Genomic DNA, 22,890 nt, shown 5'->3' with positions numbered 1-22,890 from the left:
TAGAAAACCTTTTAACCTTCATACTTCATAAACGAGAACCTATGCGCGCATTTTCTATTTTTGTCTCAGCCTTATCTCTACTCATGTTGTCCGCCTGCACCGATAGCTCAAGCGTAAAATTCACCCCTAAGGCGGGTGAAAAACGTGATTACCGTACAGCACAAACAGTTGAAATCACCACTGATAAAGGGCGTGATGAGCAATTCTCGAGCAAAAATTACAGTACAATTGAAGTCACCGAAATAAAAGGTGACACAGTAAAACTGCACATCAAACCTGGTCGAATAGAAGCTTCCATGGGCACCTATGATTTTCGCTCATCCGTACCTGATGAAATGCCAGAAGCCATGCTAGACGCACAAGCCGCTGGTATCGATATGACCATTAATCTGGAAACAGGTAAGCTTCTCGAAGTCGATGCATCAGGTGAGAGCCTAAAGCAACAATTAAAACAAATACTTGGTGACAAAGTAGATAACCTATTTGAACAGGCCGGCCAACCTAACCTGCCAATAGCCATTACCCCTGAGAAAGATTGGCAAACCCAAGGTACCTTGTCAGGTGTACCTGATGTGAGTTTGTCCGTCACCAAAGTCGACGACTCTCGAGTTTGGGTCACGTACCAAGGCGGTACTGAGGGCCATAGACTAGCAGGGCTAGCGATACTTGATAGAAAAACCGGCTGGCTCGAAAAGCAGGTTCAAACCAGTGAACTTGAACAAACCGTGAAAGGTAAAACCATTCATATTCGCGGAACACAGGTTACCGCGCTAGTAAGTGATAATGAAGAAAACTACATACCCGATATTCATGCTAAATGGGCTAACCACTGGATTGATTTAGAAGGCGGTAAATCTCCTGATGAAATAGTCGCGATAACCGACCCTAAAAACATATTTTTTGAACCCAATGGCCTACTGACAAAAGATGACGATACCCTGTCACTGTCTTTGAACCATGCTGCGGCTAAAAAAGTGCGAGTGGGTGATATTGAGATATTCGCGGCCCGGGCGTTTGATTTTGCAGGTAATGAAATAGATACCCCCATGCATACTACGCCGACATACACCCGTCACCTAGCTCAAGATAACCGCCAAACCACAGAAGCCGATCTGCAACTGACCTCGTCTGGTGTGTTAATCGACACGATTGAGCAAATTGCGAAAGTCACTGCTAAAGTAGCTTGGTACCCTGATGAGACGTTTACCCTGCGCCTAGCACTCGACGACAAACTAACCGCCCATTACGCGAAAAATGGGGTAGAAATTGACTTTAAACCGACCGAACAAGACGATATATACGAAGTCTCTTTTAACGGTCGGCCAAGAGACTCATTGGTAACACGACTAGGAGAAGGTCAACCGTACCAAGTACAGTTTCGCGCCAATCCTGCAGCACCCAAGTGGCTAGATGCCCAAGAAAGTAACTTACGTTATATAGCATCCCCCGACCCAGAAGCACATCGGGTACTGATAAAAACCGATACTCCGCCAAGCCACGTTGATGTTGTGGTGCTGCGCTCTGCTAGCGAGGCGGAAGTCGTGCGCGAGGTCACCTTTTTATCTGAACGAGCACAGCGGTTTGACCCAAATGTTCAACCACAAACCCGCTATTTGTTTGACAGTGACCAACCCGCTAATCCCATACCCGCCGTTAAACCCCAGGGTGTTGAACGAGGGCAAGTCATATTCCCTTTAGGGGCAGAACAAGCGAAAACGTGTCAGGCATCTCTTTCCCCTGAAGCCCAAGAGGCTGGGCGTTCACTGGTTTTCGCTCGCAGCCAAACGCCTGAAAACTTTACCCATCCTGTGGCGCTTAAACTGCAAACTGAAGATGGGGTACGCGAGTATTTTTACCAACTGGGCGAGCGAGACATTCGCTTGCACTGCGACACTACTCGCACGTGGCAACCGGCTAACATCGCCCTTAACGAAAAAACGCCATGGGTCATCCCACTAGCAAGTTTAAATAAAGATAAGCGGCTAAGCACAGTAGGTGATCTACTTAGCCAATACCGCTTTTTAGATGAAAAAAAGCGCATCTTGAGCTTAACCACATTAAAAGAAAATGCCGAATTAGCCCCGCAAACGCCCCTTGACGATGTCACTTTCCCCGATGGCTCACTGCGCATAGCCGGTGCGCCGGCAAGTGTGCAAGTTATCTCGGTTACACCTACCCCGATTGACCAAAGCTTTAGTGTGACATTTCCAGAGTTACCCACGGAGAGCGCAGAATGATCGCTAGGTTTTGCTATTTACTGTGCTTCGCCTTAATGGCAACCCCGGCGCTCGCTGAAACCCACTACATGGACGTCAACTTGTACCCGACACAAGTGAAGGTGAATCGCACGTATCACTACTCAAGCGACATCGAACCAGATGAAAAGGGCATTTACACCATTTCAGTTTTTGACAAGCAAGATGCACTCATCGCGACGCTCAGAAGTACAGAGCCTGTGGTGAGTAAGGGCACCTTAACCGGCACCTTAGTGGCGCAGGAACGAAAAGCACACTTGATTTCTCGCTTGCTGCACCGCTTTAATGACGGTTTCTCTGGTCAGGTTGAAACCCGTGACAGTCAAGGGTACTTGCAGAAAGTCACCCCCTACAAAAACAGTAAACGGGACGGAGTAGAAAAAGAATACTACAGCAACGGTGCCTTACAGGCTTTTTCCCGTTACAAAGCAGGTAAGTTAGTACTTACATCCAAAAGATGGAATAAAGCTGGGTTGTTAATCAGTAAAACCGAGCGCAGCCCAAACGGTAAGTTTATCAAGCGACAAAAATGGACCAACAACGGTGACTTACTCAAGTTAATCGAGCCTGTTGATATCCCCAATTATGCTCCTGGGCTAAAAGAAATCGCGTGGCGTTACGATAGAACAGAGGTCTTTATCGCCTCGAGTGTACGTGACCCCGACCGCGGTTTCACCCGAGGTGCGCGTCACCCTTACAAACTGATCGAAAAAAGCCGTGACGGTAAAATTTTTGAAGCTGTCGAGGAAAATGGCGGCGGTAAAAATGGCATGCAACGCTATTTTTTGGAAGGCTACGAGCAGATTGAACACAGAGTTAACGGCGAGCTAGACGGTGAGTACAGCCAAAAAAATGAAGGTAAGCTAACAACAGGCGGTACCTATAAAGCTGGGGTGAAAGTAGGCGATTGGCAGGAAACAAACAAAGATGGCACTGTCACCTATGAACACTATTCACAGCAAGGCAAACGTGAGGGAAAACGCGAAGTTTACGATCCCCAAAGCGAGCAATTGCTGGTAAGTGAGTTTTATCGCAATGACAAAAAACACGGTCAATACCAGCGCTTTGATAAACAAGGTAACAAAATAACCTACGGCCAATATACCCAAGGTAAAAAAAACGGAGCATGGGTTGAGCAAGACGACCAATCCCAGTGGCAAGGTCACTACAAACAGGGCAAAAAGCAAGGTCAATGGACGAAACGTGATGCCCAAGGCTACGTTGATGCAAAGCTGACCTATAAAGATGGCAACTTAGCAGGCTCGCAGTACTTGTTTGCTGAAAATGGCGCGTTACGCCTGTTTGAAATGCGCAAAGACGGTGTTCGTCACGGCAGCAGAATCTCCTATCAGGACGGCCAGCGAGAAGAAATACAGCTGTTTGAAAAAGGACGATTGCAGTCAGAAACAGATTGAGTTTGTACAAAAAACCAATAAAAACCGCCCCGCTTAAACACTTACCTGCGTTGTAAGGGGGCGGCGATTTTAGTTACATCAGCTAGGTAAGAATATTACTCAAAAAAGTAACGGAAGGTCGCACCAAAGGTTCTTGGCTGATTGGTGGTAAAACCAAGTCTAGCGCGGCCACCACGCTCTCTATCAAACGACAAAAGCGCATACTCATCAAAGACATTGTTCGCGTAGACAAGAATTTCATAATCATCATACGCAAGCCCAAAACTAAGATTCATGGTGCCGTAAGCATCCAATACTAAATCCAGCTCGGTTGTTTCAAGCCCAGTAGCACCACCAAATGCCAGCCCAGAGGTAAATACCCCAGCACCCGCAACTTGGTCACTAGGTTGGGTAATACGATCGCCTACGTATTGATAAGAACCTTGAAAGTAGCTGCTGTTTGACGAGAACAAAGGCTGTGCAAGATCGTAGGTAAACCCAATCGCGAAGCTCTCTTCAGGTACTGATGCCAAACGGTTACCATCTGCAACCCCACCAAGTATTGCACCAGAGCCATCAACTACGGTTGAATCAAATTCAGCTTCTATAATGCTACCGCTTAAAGAGAAGAATAACTGGTCAGTAAACTGACGAGTGAGTTCAAACTCAATACCTTGCGTGTGTGCATCAGGTACGTTAAATGATACTCGCGAAGAACATGAGCCCGCATCTAAAGTCACTTGCAAGTCTTCAATATCATTGTAGAACGCAGCGACATTTGCGCTCCACCCACGGCCAGAAGACTTAACACCAAATTCATAGTTAGTTAGCTGTTCATCCTCATAGTTTTGAAATGAACCAAATATAGCTTCGTCTTGATCAGAACATAAGCTTCTATTTAATGGGTCGTTTACCCCGCCAAGTCTAAAGCCTTGCGACACCTGAGCGTTCAAATTCACATTATCATTTAAACGATATTGGCCTATCACCCGTGAGGTAAATCCGTCTGACTCGGTATCATCAGTTTGGTTGTCACCATTAGCAAACAAGCCACCTGAAATAAACTGGCGCTCTTCTTCGTAATCATAAAAACGTGTGCCCGCCGTCAATTTAAAATCATCACTCACTTGATAATTAATTTCACCAAACACAGCTAACTGAGATAAATCATAGGGTAAGAATGCATTATAAGGTGAATCTGCTTCAAACCCATTTGCCACCGCCGCAGAGGTACCTGCACCTAGCGTAGCATCAGTAAAGCTATCGTAACCTGGGGTAGGTAACGTTTGTTTGTACGTTCGCTCGGTGGATGAATAAAACGTACCTATGATCCAATCTAACGCGCCATCGCCATTTGAGGCGGCACGAAGCTCAAAGGTATCTTGTTCCACTTCGGTGCGATCGTGTAGGTTCGAAGGCAAAGTAACCGCTTCGTCAGGGAAGCCTAAATCAATGCTTACCGAGCCTGACAGCGCACTCGCGTCGCGACTGACCAGAATATCTCGGTCGGTATAGCTGTATACAAAGGTAAAGTCAGCAATATCCGCTTGATATTCTGCGGTGACATCGGCAATAAATGTATCGTCGGAGAAGCCTTCATCTAATAATAGATACTGCTCTTTCTCGCCTAACTGCCTTGCTGGCCATGTGGTGGTGTAAGGGTTAGCAAACACGTTGAACACGTCTTGACGATTAAAACCGTTCATTTCCAACTCTTGAAAAATGATCCTTGGTGTTATCGTTAGTTTGTCGTTTGGGCTAATAACAAATGCCAGCCTACCGCCGGTTCTATCCCCGTCGTTTACGTCTTCTTTAAACGCATTATCAGGGCCATATGCGTTAATAAAACCCGCATAATCAGTGCGATACACCACAGCACGCATAGCAACTGAGTCTGATACGGGCAGGTTTACCATGCCTTTCACATGACCACCCACACCGCCGTCATCCACTGAGTTAAGGTTCGCTTCAAACTTGCCCTCGAATGTATCCAACTCAGGTTGGTTGGTAATGTAACGCAGCGTGCCACCAATAGAGCCAGAGCCAAAAAGCGTACCTTGTGGGCCGCGCAGGGTCTCGATACGGTTTAAATCAAATAAATCTAAATCTGGGGTAAACAATGAAAGCGAAATCACGCTTTCATCTAAATAGACGCCTACCTGCTCTTTAACACCGGGTTGGTCACGTACCACTTGCCCTGCCGATACACCGCGCATAGACACTTGGCTTTGCCCTGGCCCAAGGTTTTGAATAGAAACACTGGCAACGTTTCGAGCCACATCTTCTAAATTGCTCGCACCGCTTCTTTCGAAGTCTCTTTGCGTCTGCGCGTTGATTGAAAACGGAATGTCTCCAATCGATTCAGCGCGCTTAGTCGCCGTTACTATGATTTTCTCAACGCCAGAGTCTTGAGCATCGCTTGTGTCTTGTGCAATAGCACCTGTGCTAAGTAACCCGATTACCGCCACACTCAAGGTGCTTAGGCGAAATTTGTGTGTGTTTAGTTTCAACATTTGTCCATCCAGATTGATTGTTGCTTTTTTGTTAATGACCGTCGTGTAATGTGGCAAAAAAATTTGAGCATTTCTACTGCTTACCGACGATATATTGTTATTTTTGTAAGTATTACTGTCCAAACCCAGAATAAAAAATATCCAGACGAATTCAAACAAGAGACCGTGCGCCAAGTAATCGAAAAAGGTCATTCAGTGCCTGATGTTGCTAAGCGATTAGGTATATCGGATAAGTCACTTTATTACTGGATTTGTAAGGCGAAAGCGCCTCTCAGTCAATCCACAGAGCAAGAAGAAATACGCAAGCTTAAAGCTGAGTTAAAGCGAGTAACGGAAGAGCGCAACATCCTAAAGGAGGCCGCCGTGTACTTTGCAAGCGAGTCAAAGAAAAGTACACGTTCATAAAATCACGACTCAATGTTTATTGCGTTAACACCATGTGCAGGGTACTAAATGTTCACCGCAGTGGCTTTTACGCTTGGTTGAAAGAGCCTCTATCTAATGCAGAAAAAGCCAACGTGCGATTGCTTAAACAGATTAAAGCCAGTTACGCACAAAGTGGTGGTGTTTATGGCAGTCCACGCATCACACATGAGCTGCGACGTTCGGTTAAAACCGTGTAGCCAAGCTGATGAAGCAGGCCAAGCTCAAAGCTAATATTGGCTATAAACGGCGTTATTTTAAGTCGTCTGCGTCTCATATTGCCGCTGATAATCATTTACAACAACAATTTGTTGTGTGCGAGCCTGATACCGCGTGGGTATCAGATATTACTTACATTAAGACAAATGAGGGATGGCTATATCTGGCTGTCGTATTGGACTTGTTCTCACGCAAAGTAATTGGCTGGTCAATACAACAGACAATGACATCAGATATTGTGATTAAAGCATTGCTGATGGCTGTTTGGCGGCGGCCGGAAACAACGCAGGTGATTGTTCATAGCGATCAAGGAAGCCAATATGCCAGTGGTGACTATTTAGATTTTTTAGCCGCCCATAACTTGATACCAAGCATGAGTCGCAGAGGTCATTGTCTGGATAATGCTGTTGCAGAAAGCTTTTTTCATTCGCTCAAGACTGAACGTGTAAAGCGAAAAGTGTACGCGACCCGAAGTGAAGCTAAGGCAGATTTGTTTGACTACATAGAAGTGTTTTACAATCGAACTCGACTACACAGCCATCTTGGTCATGTATCTCCAGATGAATATGAAAATACATATTCACAGGCAAGTTAAGTGTCTACGAAACTGGGGGAAGATCACACCAGTGTCAGAATCCTTTTCGGTTGAAAACAGAATACCAAATTAATTCCTGTTAATTTTAAACCATATCGAAATGTGTCTTGCAATTACAACAATCCATTAGTAGTCTAATTGCAATCCAATAAGAATACTTTGGTCGAGAGCGATTTATAATGCCTAAAAAGATTCAAGTATCATTTTCAGACAAACAGGTCGAATTGATACATACACTAAAAGGTGAGTTGGGAGACTCAGAATCTGAAGTTGTTCGCGCTATTGTTACCAGTTGGTTTATCGACCAAGGCCTTATAAAGACTGTAGTAAACGATAAAATTTTGAAAAATATACAGAATCACAAAGACAATTAATAAATGGATAAATAAGGGTAGTAATTTGAAATCATATTTGGAATGCATTGATTGTCTGAACGGACTTAAAAAGGTCAAGAGTGAAAGTTTAGATCTTGTGCTAACTGATCCCCCGTATAATATCGGAGGACACATGAAGTCACGCGGCTCGGGTGTTCACAGGTTAAGAGAAAATCATTTTTCAATTTGTGATTGGGATAATGTAGATGAAGATGTATGGGAGCAGCACATGCTTGAACTGGCCGAGGAGTTGTTTGAAAAAGTTAAAACTGGTGGTGCAGTTGTTGTTTTTATGGCCATCATAAAGGTTCAGACATTAAAGAAAATTTTCGAAAAGGCTGGTTTTTACTATAAAACAACTGGCATATGGCATAAGAAGAATCCTATGCCGCGCAATATGAATTTAACGTTCATCAACTCAACCGAGTCTTGGTTATATTTTACCAAAGGCAAACCAAGTGGCACCTTCAACAATGATGGCAAAGCTATTCACGATTATTTCGAGACAGGTCTAACTCCTAAGTCCGAGAAAGCCTTCGGAAAGCACCCAACTCAAAAACCTTTAAAACTGATGTCTCACTTGGTATCTCTTTTATCTAACAAGGGTGATGTGGTGTGCGACCCATTCTGTGGTAGCGGAACAAGCTTATTAGCAGCTAAAAATTTAGGACGAAATTATGTTGGTTTTGACTTAAATGAAGAATACCTGTCAATTACCCAAAAACGACTAGGATAAAATGATGACAAGCTTTGAAACTGTAGATTTATTTAGTGGTGTCGGTGGGCTTTCGTATGGTTTTGAAAAAGCAGGATTCATTAGCAAATATGCAGTTGAATTTAACTCATCAATTGCGAAAGGATACGAAGAAAACTTCCCTCATTCGAAAATTATTAATGAAGATATCAATACAGTAAATATTAAGTCTGTTTTTGGAAATTTAAACGGCGATAAAACCATCATAATTGGTGGTCCGCCATGCCAAGGTTTTTCTCAAAAAGGCAAGCGCATCGGGCTGAATGACGAAAGAAACTTTCTGTTTCTGAAGTATATAGAATGTGTGGAAGTAATAAACCCAATTGCGTTTGTGATAGAGAACGTACCTGGGCTGTTGACCAACGAAGGTGGTTTCTTCTTAAATGAAATTATCGAAAAACTGCAGGGGCTTGGATATTCATTATTTGAGCGGGTTCTAAATGCGAGTGATTATGGTGTACCACAAAATAGAAAACGGGCTTTTATCGTCGGCCTAAGAACCGAAAACGCGACATTTACGTGGCCAACTGAATTTGGCAAAAAAGTAACTATCAACGATGCTATTTCAGATTTGCCAATCTTGAAGTCTGGAGAAGGTAGCAAATCAGCTGGCTATCGGACGGCTCCTGTATCAGATTATCAAGTTAAAATGAGAGGAACAGTAAGCAAGGTGCTCAACCATGTCTCCACTAAACACTCGCCGCTCGTTCTAGAACGTCTCAAGCTTATTCCTGAAGATGGAGGAAGAACGGATCTACCACCTGAGCATCTGACTAAGTCTACCTTTAGCGGCACTTGGTGTCGATTACCAGCCAATGGAATAGCAAGAACAATCACTACGCGATTTGACACTCCCTCGTCAGGAATGTTTACTCTACCACGACAGGATAGATGTCTCACTGTGCGAGAGGCAGCAAGAATACAGTCGTTTCCTGACTCATTTAGATTCCCAGGCGGTAAATCTACTCAAATGTTGCAAGTAGGGAATGCTGTACCACCTCTTTTAGCGGAAGCTGTAGGAAAACAGTTAATGAAAAGCCTGTTAAAGATGGCTTAAAAGACTGAGCCTGTAACAGATTCTGTGTAACTGCCATTATTTAATATGCTGTTCGAGGCGTTCCTCGAACTCAATAATAAAACGACTCATCGCCTGGCGCCAGTTGTGAATCGGCATCGACCACTTTTTACTGGCGTCTTTTATTGCTAAATACACCATTTTTCTGGCTGAATCATCACTGGGGAAGATCTTCCGTTTCTTGATGGCCTTGCGGATAACGCTGTTCAATGACTCGATGGCGTTGGTTGTGTAAATCGCCTTGCGGATGTCTTCAGGGTAATTAAACAGGGTGTTGAGGTTATGCCAGTGCGTACGCCATGATTTGGCAATTTGAGGGTACTGGCCATCCCATGTTTCTGCAAACCGTTCCAGCTCAAGCAGTGCCTCATCTTCTGTTGCTGAGCGGTACACGCGCTTCAAATCTGCTGTAACGGCTTTGTAGTCCTTCCATGACACGTATTTCAGTGAGTTACGCACCATGTGTACGATACACAGCTGGATATGCGTTTTTGGGAACACAGCATTAATCGCATCAGGAAAGCCTTTCAGGCCATCGACACAAGCGATGAGGATATCTTCGACACCACGTTGTTGCAGCTCGGTCAGCACGTTTAACCAGAACTTAGCGCCTTCGTTCTCGGCAATCCACATGCCCATTAATTCTTTTTGGCCATCCAGGTTAATACCTAGCGCTAAGAAGATGAATTTATTGATGATGCGCTTATCCTGACGTACTTTCACCACGATACAATCGATATAAACAATCGGGTAAACGGCATCCAGCGGGCGTGATTGCCACTCTACAACTTGCTCTATTACAGCATTGGTGACACGAGAAACCAGTGTCGGCGATATCTCAGCACCGTACCATTCATCAAATGCAGCAACGATTTCGCGGGTACTCATGCCTTGCGCATAAAGCCAGAGAATTTTATCGTCCATGGACGTAAAGCGGGATTGATGCTTTTTGACGAGCTTGGGTTCAAAGGAGCCGTCACGGTCGCGTGGTGTGTCGAGTTCAAACTCACCATCTTCAGTTTTAACTCGCTTGCTGCTCTTACCGTTGCGACTGTTTGATGAAGTGGACTTTCTGTGTTTCTCATAGCCAAGATGTTCATCCATTTCTGCGTTTAATGCCGCTTCAACGGTAATTTTCTTCAACATCTGGCTGAATTCGTTTAAGTCCTCAGGTGTTTTAATTCCCTTGGCTGCTTCCTTTGCGAAAGCTTCAAGTTCTTTTTTGTTCATGTTCATCTGCCTGTCCTTAACTCTCTATAGAGTAAATTGAGATAGGCAGTTACACAAAATTAGTTACAGTCTCAAAAGACTCTACAGTGGCGGAGTCTCTTTGATATGTATATTTATATTATCTCCGCCACCTAGCTTATATGGCGCTTTATTAAGAATGTTATTTGCCACATGCGGGTATATCAGCATTGCATTTTGAACCAAGTGTAGTTCCGCATCTCGTTTTAACTTCAGTACGTCATAATTAAAACTTGCGCCAAGTTCAGACAAAATTTTCCACTTTACGTCAACTACGCAACCGATGCTTTTCAATAAAAATTCAGGTGTTACTTTAAAGCTATCCATCTGCATATTGCAACACGAAAATAGATCTTGATAGGCAGTTGGCTTTATGACTATGTCTTTCTCATCAAAGTCGCTAAGTAATTGATCATAAACCAAGTACTCAAAGAAAATATTGGCTTCAAAAAAAAAGGAGGACGTAGATAGATACTGACTGTTCGTAGTTTCTCCGACTCTAGTATCAAAAAAATCTTCGCTTGAGAGCAAAGCTAGTAAATTATTTTGCAAGTTTCTTGTGGAGTGACTCTTGAACAGCCCCTTATTTCTAGTCAATGTCACATCATCTGATTTTGCTCCAAAACCAGTAGTGTTAAATTTCCTCTTAATTTGGCTTTGCAGCCCTCTCGCAATGCCGATTGTTCTATCAGATAAAAAAAGTTTATTGTGTTTCAAAAATGTAGATATTACCGCTTGAGCAATTCCTGCTAAACGTACGTCGAACCTATCATTTCTTTTGAGTTGGTGAATATTGCTTTTGTTAGGATCTACAACGGATGAACCTATCTCTATTTCAAACTCGACCGAGTTTGAAATATAAGGGCTCTTGCGTTTTCGCAGAGTTGAAAATTTTCTAAAAAAAGATGCAATTTCGTTTAGAGCTGCTAAAAACTTTAGTTCCAACATCGCATCAAAACTATGTTTAGTTTCATAACTTTGATTCAACAATGCCAAGTTAAGGAGTGAATCGTCTATACGAAATAGCCCTGCCTTATTCCTGTATTTCGCTATGACGCGGAGTGATTCTTTTAAGAATTCTAAAAACTTTGCGGTGTCGTATGCAAATATCTTCGGACAAATAATCACTTTGACAATTCCAGCATTGGTTTTCACTCTCATGTAACCAATCTTATTGTTATTTGCTTTTGCCCCAATTATCGACAACTGGTTTTTAACAGTCGTTACATCTATATTTAAATTTGCGAATTTCACGAATATGTTATCGGTTTCATTGATAACAATGGTTAGGTCTTCGCTATAAACTTCATTGGCTTGAAACAAACGAATATCCGCTTTCTTTTTGAATATGTTCAACCAGTGTCATGTAATTATCGAACTGGCTTAAATCAATGCCAAATGGCATTTTTGCTCCTGATAGCACTTTCGCCATTTGGTTATACTCAATATCTTTTATGTCTTTAAACTCCACTACGACTTTTAAAAGTGCTCTGTAAAACGAAGCAGTATCATCGACATCAATCCAGTTTGCATGACCAATTAAGAGTCTGTCGGGCTGAAGTTCGTTAATATCATTTAGAATGGCATCGTTTAATGACTTCAAAAATTCAGCCACTTCGGCCTGTTTAATCACATCATGCTTTGGATATAGCTCCACAACATCAATTCTTCTCAATAAGTTATCCTCAATAATCTTTTGATCATCGCGGTAATTAGATGTGCAAAATAGGTGTAGATTGCCGGGCATGATCAATCTTTTCTCAACGTTAGAACCGTTTATAAGAGTTGGAATTGTAACGAAGTGCTTGGCCGTTCCATCTATGGTGAGCCGGTAAATCTCGTCGAATACAGGCTTTGCTGAATCGATCGTGTAATTAAACGTTCTTTTTGACTTTTCAACCAGATAGATTAGGTCGCCGATTAAGGCATTTAGGCTATTTTCTTGAATTTCTTCCAGTACAAGTGCGAATCGAGAAGTTGGATGCTGCGTTGCCAACAAAACGAAATTGAGTACCAATCCTATTTTTTCATCGTAAAGTATTTCGTTTTTACTTCCAGTGGTAACACTAATGCCTTGCATTAATGAACTATTTGTACTGGCTGAGTGGACATTTACTCTAAGGACTCTGTTTATTGGTGTACCGGCCGCATCATTAATAACGCGTCCGAGATCGAAGTTTTTGTCTATAATATTATCTATTGCTCTTGATTTTCCAGTTCCTGGGACTCCTTTGAGTAAAAGGTTTAACGGCACATCCGTTGTGTCTAGCTCGTATTTTGCTTCTCTATCTTTAACGACGGGAACTTCAACACTTTCATCATCAGTAGTGTAGTTAGGGGAAAAAATAGCAGCAAAAAAATCAGCTCTTTGGCGATAATTAGCGAAATCGTTGTCGTTCACACACGCATATTGTTTTTCATCTTTGTTAAACTTGACGAAATCATGCAGCCCGCTTTTGATGAATGGTTTAATTATTCGTGAGGGGCCATTTTCATGGAAATCACCAATATCGACCGCATCTCTTAAAAAGTCATGCTGTTTTTGTTGATTATCGTTAAACCGTGTCTGCTCCACTAAAAACGTTAATAACTTGCCTAAGTTTTTGGCGAAATCCGATTCTAAATCTAAATCTCCATTCAAAAAAACTGGTTTGACAAACCCCTTAAATGACTGCAATTTTTCAATTAGAAAACCATCAAGCAAATCTATTGCGCTTGTGTATACAAGTTCTTTTAAGAATCTTTCACCGCCCGTGCGTTCGCACGACTCGGGCTTAGCTTTATCTTGAAATTCTAAATTGAAGGCTTTATACATGTTGATGCAGCCAACCTGCAAAGGTTCGATTTGTGTATTCAATAATGGATTTTTGTTTGAAGATGCTTGGGTGATATCAGTCGAATTGAAGAATGAGTTTAAGCCAGCAACCTCCTCATCAGTGAAGAACAATGCACGCTTTCCATTTTCCAGTTGCTCTTCAGCATATGCAAGACGATAAGGCCTGTCATTGATTACCCACAGGACGTATGCGGTTAATAGTGCATCGAGGTGCTTTGCTAGGGAAGATTTAATGTTCAGACGTGGCGATATTTTTTTATTCAAAGCATTACCCTATGATTGGCGCGCTCCTGCGCAAAATAGTAAACAGTTAAACTATCGTATAGTACTTTCGCCTATTAGTACCTGTAAAATATCAATTTATCACGTTGTTAAACAAACTTTTTGTAAATAGTAAGGCAGAATACTGCATGGGGAAATGTGAGATTGCTATCCACACCTTTGACCAAGCGCTTTGTTTAATGTTGGCCTACGACTTCAAAATGCTTATTCACTTCAGCTTTGGTCATCATAGACTCGAATAACATGGCTTGTACTTTTTTGATATTGTCAGATAACAGCTTTTACTTTCTATCAACTTCGCGACCTCTAGCTCTAACGGCTTGTAACCCTGATTTGGCTCTTTCATATATTAATCTACGTTCAAATTGCGCTATCGACCCAATCATATGAAACGCTAATTCACCACTGCTGTAGTTGTATCAATATTTTCATTGAGACTGATAAACTGAACCAGTTCTGATTTAAAAGAATCTAATAATTCCGTTAAATGATGCTCGCTAGCCGATTGATGCCAACTTATAGACCTTTATTCGGCTCACCGCACTAATCCTATTCAAATACCTAGCATTTAATTTAAACGAATATGACACAGCTAGGTAAATAATGTCTACTTAAAAACAAAAAACCCTGCAAAAACAGGGCTTTAAATAACTTAACATTAAGACTTTTATATCATTTAGAACGGAATATCATCATCGAAATCGAAGTCAGGTTCGGCCATGGGTGCTGGCTTATTTTGACCGCCTTGTGGCGCTTGATTGAAACCTTGATTAGCTTGGCCACCTTGAGCAGGCTGCTGATTATAACCTTGGTTAGGCTGTTGCTGGTAAGCCGGTTGTTGGCCTTGATTAGGGCGCTGCTGAGGTTGTTGACGCTGCTGCCCTTGGAAGCCGCCTTCAGATTGACCGCCACCTTTACCACCTAACATTTGCATCTGATCTACAATCACTTCAGTGGTGTATCTGTCTTGCCCTTGTTGATCTTGCCATTTACGGGTTTGCAATTTACCTTCAACGTAAATTTGCGAGCCTTTACGCAAGTATTCACCCGCCACTTCAGCTAAACGGCGATACATAGTTAGGCGATGCCATTCGGTGCGCTCTTGCATTTGCCCTTGTTGGTCTTTCCAGCTTTCGCTGGTCGCGATGCTTAAATTCGCTACCGCGTTACCATTTGGCATATAACGTACTTCAGGATCTTGTCCTAAATTGCCCACCAAGATGACTTTATTTACGCCTTTACTCGCCATTTTAACTCCTATTTTCAGTCCTAAAGCGCAGCGTTCTAATCGATTACGTTTAGATAATATGCTGGCTTCTTACTGGATTTGTCTATTTTTCTCAATTCGTTAGTGAATATATAAATGCAGTTTTGCTGCCGGTCAATAAGTATCTCACATCACAACTGAGTGCGAAAACTTCCCCTTAGCTATGACAAAAATGCTTTTCACTGTACCGATTATTATAACGCGATTTAGCCAATTGTTTCTCAGAAATTTGCCCTTGATTCGTTTAAAAAACAAATCAGCCATTGACCAAAACGTGTGCCTTATCTATCTCAAACTCTTTGCCGTGGGCTTTTATGTACACCACACCTTCGTCTGGCACGACTGTGACATCCACTACGCCCTCTAGGGTGGCAAGCTGCTCGCCAATGGTTTGCGCCGAGTAACGAGTAAAATCAGGCTTGAGGGTATAGCGCTTTAAGCGCTCACTTGTGCCAAGCTTGCGTAAGCCAAGCCACCAAATACCGCAGGCACCACCTGCGATGACAAACACCCATTGAGGGCCAATATACTGACTGGCTAAGCCAGATAAGGTGCCACCTAAAAACGCCCCAAGAAACTGAAAGCTAGCGTAAATTCCCATGGCGGAGCCCTTTTTACCGGCAGGAGCAATGCTTGACACCATAGCCGGAAAGCTCGCCTCTAAAAAGTTAAACCCTGCGAAAAACAACCAACCAAACACCATGACCGCCAGCACAGTGCCGTGCTCAAAGTGCAGACCAAGCAGCGCTGCGCCCAGAAGCAATATACATAAACGAATAACCGCGGACTGGCTCATGGTTCTGGTTAACATCATCAATATAACTAACCCCACCACTGAAGCTGCCAGAATGGGCAAATACAATTGCCAGTGGCGATCTAATTCCCAGCCTAGTGCACTGAGCAAAATAGGCATTTGCACAAACAGGACCGTGATCATCATGTGCAATAACATCACGCTGATGTTCAAACGGCGTAACTGCGGGTCGAAAAACAGGGTTTTCACGTCGGTTAGTACAGGTAATGTATCCCCTTTAGGGGCGTAATTTATGGCGCTGGGCACCACCCATATCACCAAAGGAATACACAAAATCGCAAGAATACCGGTAATCGAAAAAATACCGTGCAGGCCGTAATTATCCGCAATTACCGGGCCAATTAATAACGCTATGTAGAATGAAAACCCAATGGCAATACCAATAATCGCCATCACTTTCGGGCGTTGCTGTTCACGGCTTACATCGCCAGCTAATGCCATAATCGCGCCAGCTATCGCCCCAGCCCCTTGCAAGAACCGGCCTATCACTATCCACAACATGTTATCAGCTGTGGCGGCAACACCGCTGCCAATAGCGAACATTAGTAAACCGCCTACAATGACGGGCTTGCGGCCAATTTTGTCTGACAATACGCCCATGGGAATTTGCAAAATGGCTTGAGTCAAGCCGTAACCACCGATCGCAAGGCCGAGCATTAACGCTGAATAATCTGGGTACTGTACTGCTAGAATGGCCAGAACCGGCATCACCATAAACAAGCCCAGCATACGCAGGACGTAAACGGCGGCCAAAGCCAAAGAAGCGCGAATTTCTGTTCTATTCAAATGAGTAACTAATCAGTTTGAGGTTATTAAGGGAGCGAAGTTTAACACAAAAATATCGCGCTAAACGACAGCAAGATTGCAGCAAACATGGGGGAAAACTCCATAAATGCAATGATATACCTGTGTTTAAAACATCAACTTACAAATTTCATCGACGATCTAATTCAAGCCGTTAATCGTATCTTGCTGTCATTATCACTTTGGGTATTGAAAGTATAATTGTTCATCCGCATAGAGCTCTTATATCAAGTATGTAATACTCACTCTTTTGGGGACGACTTTGGTCAATAATGGATAAGATAGCTGTACGTGGCGCGCGCACTCACAATCTAAAGAACATCGATTTAGATATTCCTCGAGACAAACTTACTGTGATCACCGGCTTGTCTGGCTCCGGTAAGTCTTCACTGGCATTCGACACCCTTTACGCCGAGGGGCAACGTCGCTATGTCGAGTCACTGTCTGCTTACGCAAGGCAATTTTTATCCATGATGGAAAAGCCCGATGTGGATCACATCGAAGGCTTATCGCCGGCTATTTCCATTGAGCAGAAATCTACCTCCCATAACCCGCGATCTACTGTGGGCACGATCACAGAAATATACGATTATCTGCGATTGTTATACGCCCGCGTTGGCGAGCCGCGCTGTCCGACGCACCATGTGCCACTCGATGCACAAACCATTAGCCAGATGGTCGACCGCGTACTTACCATGCCTGCAGATGAAAAGCTGATGCTGTTGGCGCCCGTCGTACAAGATCGAAAAGGTGAGCATGTAAAAACCCTAGAAAGCTTAGCGGCACAAGGGTTTATTCGAGCGCGAATTGACGGCGAGGTATGTGATTTATCCGATCCGCCTGAACTCGACTTGCATAAAAAACACAATATCGAAGTGGTTGTTGACCGCTTCAAGGTTCGTGAAGACTTATCTTTGCGACTTGCTGAATCGTTCGAGACTGCGCTGAACTTGTCCGCCGGCACGGCTAAAATTGCCTTTATGGATGATCCACACAAAGAAGAAGTGGTATTTTCATCTAACTTCGCCTGCCCTCATTGTGGCTATTCAATGGCAGAACTTGAACCAAGGTTATTCTCGTTCAATAACCCTGCGGGCGCCTGTCAAACCTGTGATGGCTTAGGCACAAGACAGTTTTTCGACCCGCACAGAATTATCAGTAACGACGAACTCAGTTTATCCGGCGGAGCGATACGCGGCTGGGATAAACGCAGTTATTATTACTTCCAAATGCTACAAGCCGTGGCGGATCACTATAAGTTTGATTTAACCACGCCTTTCGCTGAGCTTGATGAGAAAGCCAAAGACATTGTGCTGCACGGTAGTAAAGGCACCTCAATCAACTTCAAATACATCAATGATCGCGGCGATATTATGGAGCGCAAGCATCCCTTTGAAGGGATCATTCCGAACATGGAACGCCGCTATCGTGAAACCGAATCAAACGCGGTGCGTGATGAATTATCTAAATATTTGAGCCAACAGCACTGTAGTAGTTGTAATGGCACACGCCTGCGCCTAGAAGCGCGCAACGTGTTTATTGGCGAGACCCCTTTGCCAACCATCACGGAGATGTCGATTGCAGAGTCTTTGCAGTTTTTCACCGACATTGAACTGACTGGAAAGCGCGAAAAAATCGCCGATAAGATTTTCAAAGAGATCAACGACCGTTTGAACTTCTTGGTCAATGTTGGCTTAAATTATTTATCGCTTTCACGCAGCGCCGACACCTTATCAGGCGGTGAAGCTCAGCGTATTCGCCTTGCCAGCCAAATTGGTGCAGGGTTAGTTGGGGTGATGTACGTATTGGATGAACCCTCTATTGGTTTGCATCAGCGTGACAACGAACGCCTACTGACAACGCTAGAGCATTTACGCGATTTAGGTAACACCGTTATCGTGGTTGAGCACGATGAAGATGCCATTCGCGCCGCTGACTTTGTGCTTGATATCGGCCCCGGGGCCGGTGTGCACGGCGGCGAAATAGTTGCTCAAGGCACCATAGATGACATCATGAAAAGCGAACATTCCCTGACAGGTAAATACCTCTCAGGCCGTGAAGCCATCGCTATTCCTGAAAAGCGCACTGAGATCGATCAAGATAAATGGATCGAAATGAGCGGCGCAACAGGTAACAACCTTCAAGATGTCGACTTGCGCATCCCGTTTGGTTTAATGACCTGCGTAACCGGTGTATCAGGTTCGGGTAAATCAACCCTAATCAATGACACTTTTTATCGGATAGCCCATCGCGAGTTAAACGGCGCGACAACCGGCGAACCAGCGCCGTACAAAACGTGTACCGGCATGGACATGCTCGATAAAGTGGTCGATATCGACCAAAGCCCCATAGGCCGTACTCCCCGTTCAAACCCAGCGACTTACGCGGGTATTTTCACCCCGGTACGCGAACTGTTTGCAGGCACGCAAGAAGCCCGTTCTCGTGGCTATAAACCTGGGCGATTCAGCTTCAACGTAAAAGGCGGACGCTGTGAGGCTTGTCAGGGCGACGGCGTGATAAAAGTTGAGATGCACTTTTTACCGGATGTTTACGTGCCTTGTGACGTGTGTAAGGGCCAGCGATACAACCGTGAAACCTTGGAAATTCAGTACAAAGGGTTAAATATTCATGAAGTACTGGACTTAACCGTTGAAGATGCCCGAGAGTTTTTCGACGTTATTCCTGCTATTGCCCGAAAACTACAAACCTTGATGGACGTAGGTTTGTCTTATGTGCGTTTAGGCCAAGCGGCCACGACATTGTCAGGGGGTGAAGCCCAGCGGGTGAAACTGGCCAAAGAATTGTCAAAACGCGACACAGGCCAAACCTTGTATATTTTGGATGAACCCACTACTGGTTTGCATTTCCACGACATTAAACAATTATTGCAGGTGTTACATCGCCTACGCGATCACGGCAACACAGTCGTGGTGATCGAGCATAATTTAGATGTGATTAAAACGGCTGATTGGGTAATAGACTTAGGCCCAGAAGGCGGCTCAGGCGGTGGGCAAATTATCGCTCAAGGCACCCCAGAACAAATTTGCGAAGTAGAGATTTCTCATACTGCGCGCTTTCTTAAACCTCTGCTATCAATTTAAACAAGGAACTAAACCAATGTTAATTGAAGATTTTAATGTGCGATTTTGTGAAACGGATGCCTTAGCACACGTCAGTAATACTGTGTTGGTGGATTGGTTTGAAATGGCTCGCGAGCCAATATTCAGAATTTTCACCCCTGAATTAGATTTACAAAATTGGCCGTTGATTTTAGCCGGCTATAAAGTCGATTTTCTCGACCAAATGCATTATGGCCATCCTGTTCAGGTGCGTACCTACATCAGCCGTATTGGCGGTAGTTCATTTGATACCTATCAAGAGTTATGGCAAAACGGCACCAAGCGTGCGACTGGCACGACCACTATGGTCCAGTATAACTACGCTGAGAAAAAGTCAGTGGTGATCAATGATGAAATACGTGAAAAGCTAACGGAGCACGCCATCCCTCGGGGCGTGAATGCCTAAGCCTGAAGCCTTTATTAAGGTTATTGAGCACGCTATTAGTGACGAACTGTGTGATCAGTTCGTCACCCAATTTGAGTTAAGCAAAAATACCCAACCGGGGCGCACAGGTGGCGGAGTCGACCCAGACAAAAAGCGCAGCCGCGACGTGTCAATTATTACTCACCCAGAATTCAAAACGCCCTATCAGGCTTTATTACCTGTACTTAGCCAACAAATATTAGCCTATTTCGAAAGCTATTTTTTCGCCCTTATTGGCCCTATCGGTTTGACCGTTAAGCACCCGAAAAGCGGCCAGCCGGTTAAACTGACTCAGGACAACTTTAAAGAAGTGGGTTTACCGAATTTAGCCAACCTGATGGGCTACTTATTTCGGTTAGGCAATATCAACGCACAGAAATACGATAAGCAACAAGGCGGTTATCCTTATTGGCATTCAGAAGTTTACCCTCAGGCCAACAGTACAGATGCCTTACATCGTATTTTATTGTTTATGTTTTATTTAAATGATGTGCAAGAAGGCGGAGAAACCGAGTTTTACTATCAAGATTTATCTATCAAACCGCGCAAAGGCACTATGGTAATCGCCCCCGCGTATTTTACCCATACTCACCGAGGGAACGTACCCATCTCGAACGATAAGTACATTCTCACCTCATGGGTACAGTTTAATCAGGCTAACGTTATCTTTGGCCAACCCACACGCTGAGTAGCCACACGAGGGCTTTGAAAAACCTTAGCCATCATATGGCGTCACTTCAATGCCTTGCATGGTGTAGCCTACTGTCGCTAGGTCTCCTTCCCACACTTGGGTAGCTAATGTACCGGTCACCCACACAGCATCGTATATGTTGTCGATTGGCACACCATCAGGAAACTTCACATACACAATTTGGTTCGGCGGCGGCGGGGGCACATGAATACACGCGCCAAAATACGGTACTAACAAGAACTCTTTGGTGGTATCACTGCTGCCTTCAAGGGGCACTACAAAGCCTGGTATTTTAACTACTTTGCCATCCAGTTCATTCACCACAGGGGCATTTAAACTTTGCTGTACCATTGAACCGTCATGATTCACTTCCTCTTGGGGGGCAATGTAATTTTTTGGGATCATGTCTTCCCAAAATAACTCTTCAGGCTCTTGGCTAAAAACAGCAAACGAACTTATCGTCAGCAATAACACTAAATACTTCATGAATTCTCCTTAGGGGATGCAACACTGGGCACATTCGCCCACCGCAGCATGTTCATTCTAACTTCATTTCCATCGTTCGGTTGGTCGGGAATATTTAACGCTAAAATCAATGAGCAAACCGCAAAACCTGCACCGATGTAAAATACGGCAGACGGTGAAGTTAACCACACCACGCCTAACAATGCCGGAATGACTACAGCCGCGATATGATTAATCGTAAAACTCACTCCAGCGGTCGAGGCGATATCTCTGTGATCGGCAATCTTTTGAAAATATGTCTTAACCGCAATGGCCATGGCAAAAAACAGGTGATCTATTACATACAGTCCAGCAGCTAACTGACTATTGTCTACCCATGCATAACCCACAAACACACAAAGTAAACCAAGGTATTCGATACACAAGGCCCGTTGCTCACCAATTTTATGGATCCAGCGGCCTATTTTAGGGGCAAAGAATAGGTTAAACACATAGTTGAGCATATACAGCAGACTGATATCACCCACAGAATAACCGAATTTCTCTACCATCATAAACGAGGCAAATACCATAAAGATTTGCCGCCGCGCACCACTGAAAAACACCAAGCCATAATACAGCCAATAGCGTTTGCGTAAAAACATGTGCTTATGCTGCACAGAGGTTTGGGTAAACTTATCGAATCCAAACCATAACCAAATCACGATCAGCAGACCTACTCCACCAGCCAGCATATACATAGCCACATACGAGATCCCCGCCCATTCCATTAGCAGCCAAATAGCGCCGTATGCCAGCAACGAGGCAAAACTCTTCACCGCTAACTGCTGCCCCATAAAGTGAGCGCTTTTGTCTTTATCGAGCCACTGCAAGGTCAATGATTGGTTGATGGTCTCAAAATAATGAAAACCAATAGACATCAACACGGTTGTGCAATACAACCCTAGCTCGAACGGCAACCAGCCCGTTAAAGCAACGCCAACACACATAACCGCCAACGACACCAATGCAAGCGTTTGCTCTTTGAGCACCAGCAACAAGAAGACCGCAGTAAAGGCCAGAAAGCCGGGGACTTCCCGCAGGCTTTGCAGCATGCCAATTTGAGCACCATTGAACTGCGCTTTCTCAACCACAAAATTATTCAGTAATGCATTCCACACTGAAAAAACCAGCGGCATCACAAAGGCCATAGCCAATAAAAGTATCTGTGGGTTGGAGCGAAATGAACGTAAAAATGTCATGGGTTTCAATTTATAAAACGGTGATGGTCAGTGTCTCACAGGAGACAGAAAATAAAAAAGCCGACAAGTCGCCGGCTTCTAGGGTTTCAAAACCTAT

The 22,890-nt window shown here is 43.9% G+C and carries 16 protein-coding genes and 1 pseudogene; 8 read left to right on the top strand and 9 right to left on the bottom strand.

Annotation, left to right across the window (positions count from 1 at the left end; all coding sequences use genetic code 11):
• Positions 1–41: 41 nt before the first annotated feature.
• Entirely contained in the window at positions 42–2,237 is a 2,196-nt protein-coding gene (locus GCHA_RS18310; RefSeq protein WP_007990975.1) for a hypothetical protein, read from the top strand.
• Positions 2,234–3,670: a toxin-antitoxin system YwqK family antitoxin gene (locus GCHA_RS18305; protein ID WP_007990974.1), complete on the top strand. Its 1,437-nt coding sequence runs from the start codon at positions 2,234–2,236 to the stop codon at positions 3,668–3,670. The genes GCHA_RS18310 and GCHA_RS18305 overlap by 4 nt, the downstream gene beginning before the upstream one ends.
• A 95-nt stretch (positions 3,671–3,765) precedes the next feature.
• On the opposite strand, the gene GCHA_RS18300 is transcribed toward GCHA_RS18305, so the two are convergent.
• Positions 3,766–6,162: a TonB-dependent receptor gene (locus GCHA_RS18300; RefSeq protein WP_007990973.1), complete on the bottom strand. Its 2,397-nt coding sequence runs from the start codon at positions 6,160–6,162 to the stop codon at positions 3,766–3,768.
• Positions 6,163–6,273: 111 nt separating this feature from the next.
• On the opposite strand from GCHA_RS18300, the pseudogene GCHA_RS18290 reads away from it, so the two are divergent.
• The 3 genes and pseudogenes from GCHA_RS18290 to GCHA_RS18275 all read left to right on the top strand — a co-directional run bounded on the left by GCHA_RS18290 (position 6,274) and on the right by GCHA_RS18275 (position 9,584).
• Positions 6,274–7,399: pseudogene (locus GCHA_RS18290) on the top strand (IS3 family transposase).
• A 471-nt stretch (positions 7,400–7,870) separates the two neighbouring features.
• The gene (locus tag GCHA_RS18280; protein ID WP_318249020.1) at positions 7,871–8,509 is read left to right on the top strand and encodes a DNA-methyltransferase; all 639 of its coding nucleotides are present in this window, start codon (positions 7,871–7,873) and stop codon (positions 8,507–8,509) included.
• A gap of 4 nt (positions 8,510–8,513) precedes the next feature.
• Positions 8,514–9,584, top strand: coding sequence for a DNA cytosine methyltransferase (locus GCHA_RS18275; RefSeq protein WP_007990962.1), 1,071 nt, complete (start codon positions 8,514–8,516; stop codon positions 9,582–9,584).
• 36 nt (positions 9,585–9,620) lie between these two features.
• On the opposite strand, the gene GCHA_RS18270 is transcribed toward GCHA_RS18275, so the two are convergent.
• From GCHA_RS18270 to GCHA_RS18250, 6 genes are all read right to left on the bottom strand, one after another.
• A complete protein-coding gene (locus tag GCHA_RS18270) occupies positions 9,621–10,832 on the bottom strand; it encodes an IS256 family transposase (RefSeq protein ID WP_153810724.1) in 1,212 nt (403 codons plus the stop codon).
• Between the two features lie 81 nt (positions 10,833–10,913).
• Positions 10,914–12,173 (bottom strand): 5-methylcytosine restriction system specificity protein McrC, encoded by a 1,260-nt coding sequence (locus GCHA_RS18265; protein ID WP_007990960.1) that lies wholly within the window; start codon positions 12,171–12,173, stop codon positions 10,914–10,916.
• A complete protein-coding gene (locus GCHA_RS18260) occupies positions 12,157–13,950 on the bottom strand; it encodes a 5-methylcytosine-specific restriction endonuclease subunit McrB (protein ID WP_007990959.1) in 1,794 nt (597 codons plus the stop codon). Before GCHA_RS18260 ends, GCHA_RS18265 begins: the two co-directional genes overlap by 17 nt.
• A 299-nt stretch (positions 13,951–14,249) precedes the next feature.
• Positions 14,250–14,354, bottom strand: coding sequence for a recombinase family protein (locus tag GCHA_RS23255; RefSeq protein ID WP_318249018.1), 105 nt, complete (start codon positions 14,352–14,354; stop codon positions 14,250–14,252).
• A 290-nt stretch (positions 14,355–14,644) separates the two neighbouring features.
• Positions 14,645–15,217 (bottom strand): single-stranded DNA-binding protein, encoded by a 573-nt coding sequence (gene ssb / locus GCHA_RS18255; RefSeq protein WP_007990956.1) that lies wholly within the window; start codon positions 15,215–15,217, stop codon positions 14,645–14,647.
• Between the two features lie 274 nt (positions 15,218–15,491).
• Positions 15,492–16,835 (bottom strand): MFS transporter, encoded by a 1,344-nt coding sequence (locus tag GCHA_RS18250; RefSeq protein ID WP_007990955.1) that lies wholly within the window; start codon positions 16,833–16,835, stop codon positions 15,492–15,494.
• A gap of 290 nt (positions 16,836–17,125) precedes the next feature.
• Between GCHA_RS18250 and uvrA the strand changes: the two genes are divergently transcribed.
• From uvrA to GCHA_RS18235, 3 genes are read left to right on the top strand one after another with little or no spacing between them, the layout of a single operon-like run.
• On the top strand, positions 17,126–19,954 hold the full coding sequence (gene uvrA / locus GCHA_RS18245) for an excinuclease ABC subunit UvrA (RefSeq protein WP_007990953.1): 2,829 nt from the start codon (positions 17,126–17,128) through the stop codon (positions 19,952–19,954).
• A gap of 16 nt (positions 19,955–19,970) precedes the next feature.
• Positions 19,971–20,378, top strand: coding sequence for an acyl-CoA thioesterase (locus GCHA_RS18240; RefSeq protein ID WP_007990952.1), 408 nt, complete (start codon positions 19,971–19,973; stop codon positions 20,376–20,378).
• Positions 20,371–21,084, top strand: coding sequence for a 2OG-Fe(II) oxygenase (locus tag GCHA_RS18235; protein ID WP_007990951.1), 714 nt, complete (start codon positions 20,371–20,373; stop codon positions 21,082–21,084). Before GCHA_RS18240 ends, GCHA_RS18235 begins: the two co-directional genes overlap by 8 nt.
• Before the next feature lie 27 nt (positions 21,085–21,111).
• Here the strand turns inward: GCHA_RS18235 and GCHA_RS18230 are convergent, their stop codons facing one another.
• Together GCHA_RS18230 and GCHA_RS18225 are read right to left on the bottom strand one after the other, a co-directional pair.
• The gene (locus tag GCHA_RS18230) at positions 21,112–21,573 is read right to left on the bottom strand and encodes a DUF3299 domain-containing protein (RefSeq protein ID WP_007990950.1); all 462 of its coding nucleotides are present in this window, start codon (positions 21,571–21,573) and stop codon (positions 21,112–21,114) included.
• Positions 21,570–22,793, bottom strand: coding sequence for an MFS transporter (locus GCHA_RS18225; protein WP_007990949.1), 1,224 nt, complete (start codon positions 22,791–22,793; stop codon positions 21,570–21,572). Before GCHA_RS18225 ends, GCHA_RS18230 begins: the two co-directional genes overlap by 4 nt.
• Between the last annotated feature and the right edge of the window lie 97 nt (positions 22,794–22,890).

It is taken from the genome of Paraglaciecola chathamensis S18K6 (genome assembly GCA_000314955.1).
GTDB classification, from domain to species: Bacteria; Pseudomonadota; Gammaproteobacteria; order Enterobacterales; family Alteromonadaceae; genus Paraglaciecola; species Paraglaciecola chathamensis.
The sequence above is the reverse complement of the archived record's forward strand: the minus strand, read 5'-3'. Positions and strand labels throughout refer to the sequence as shown.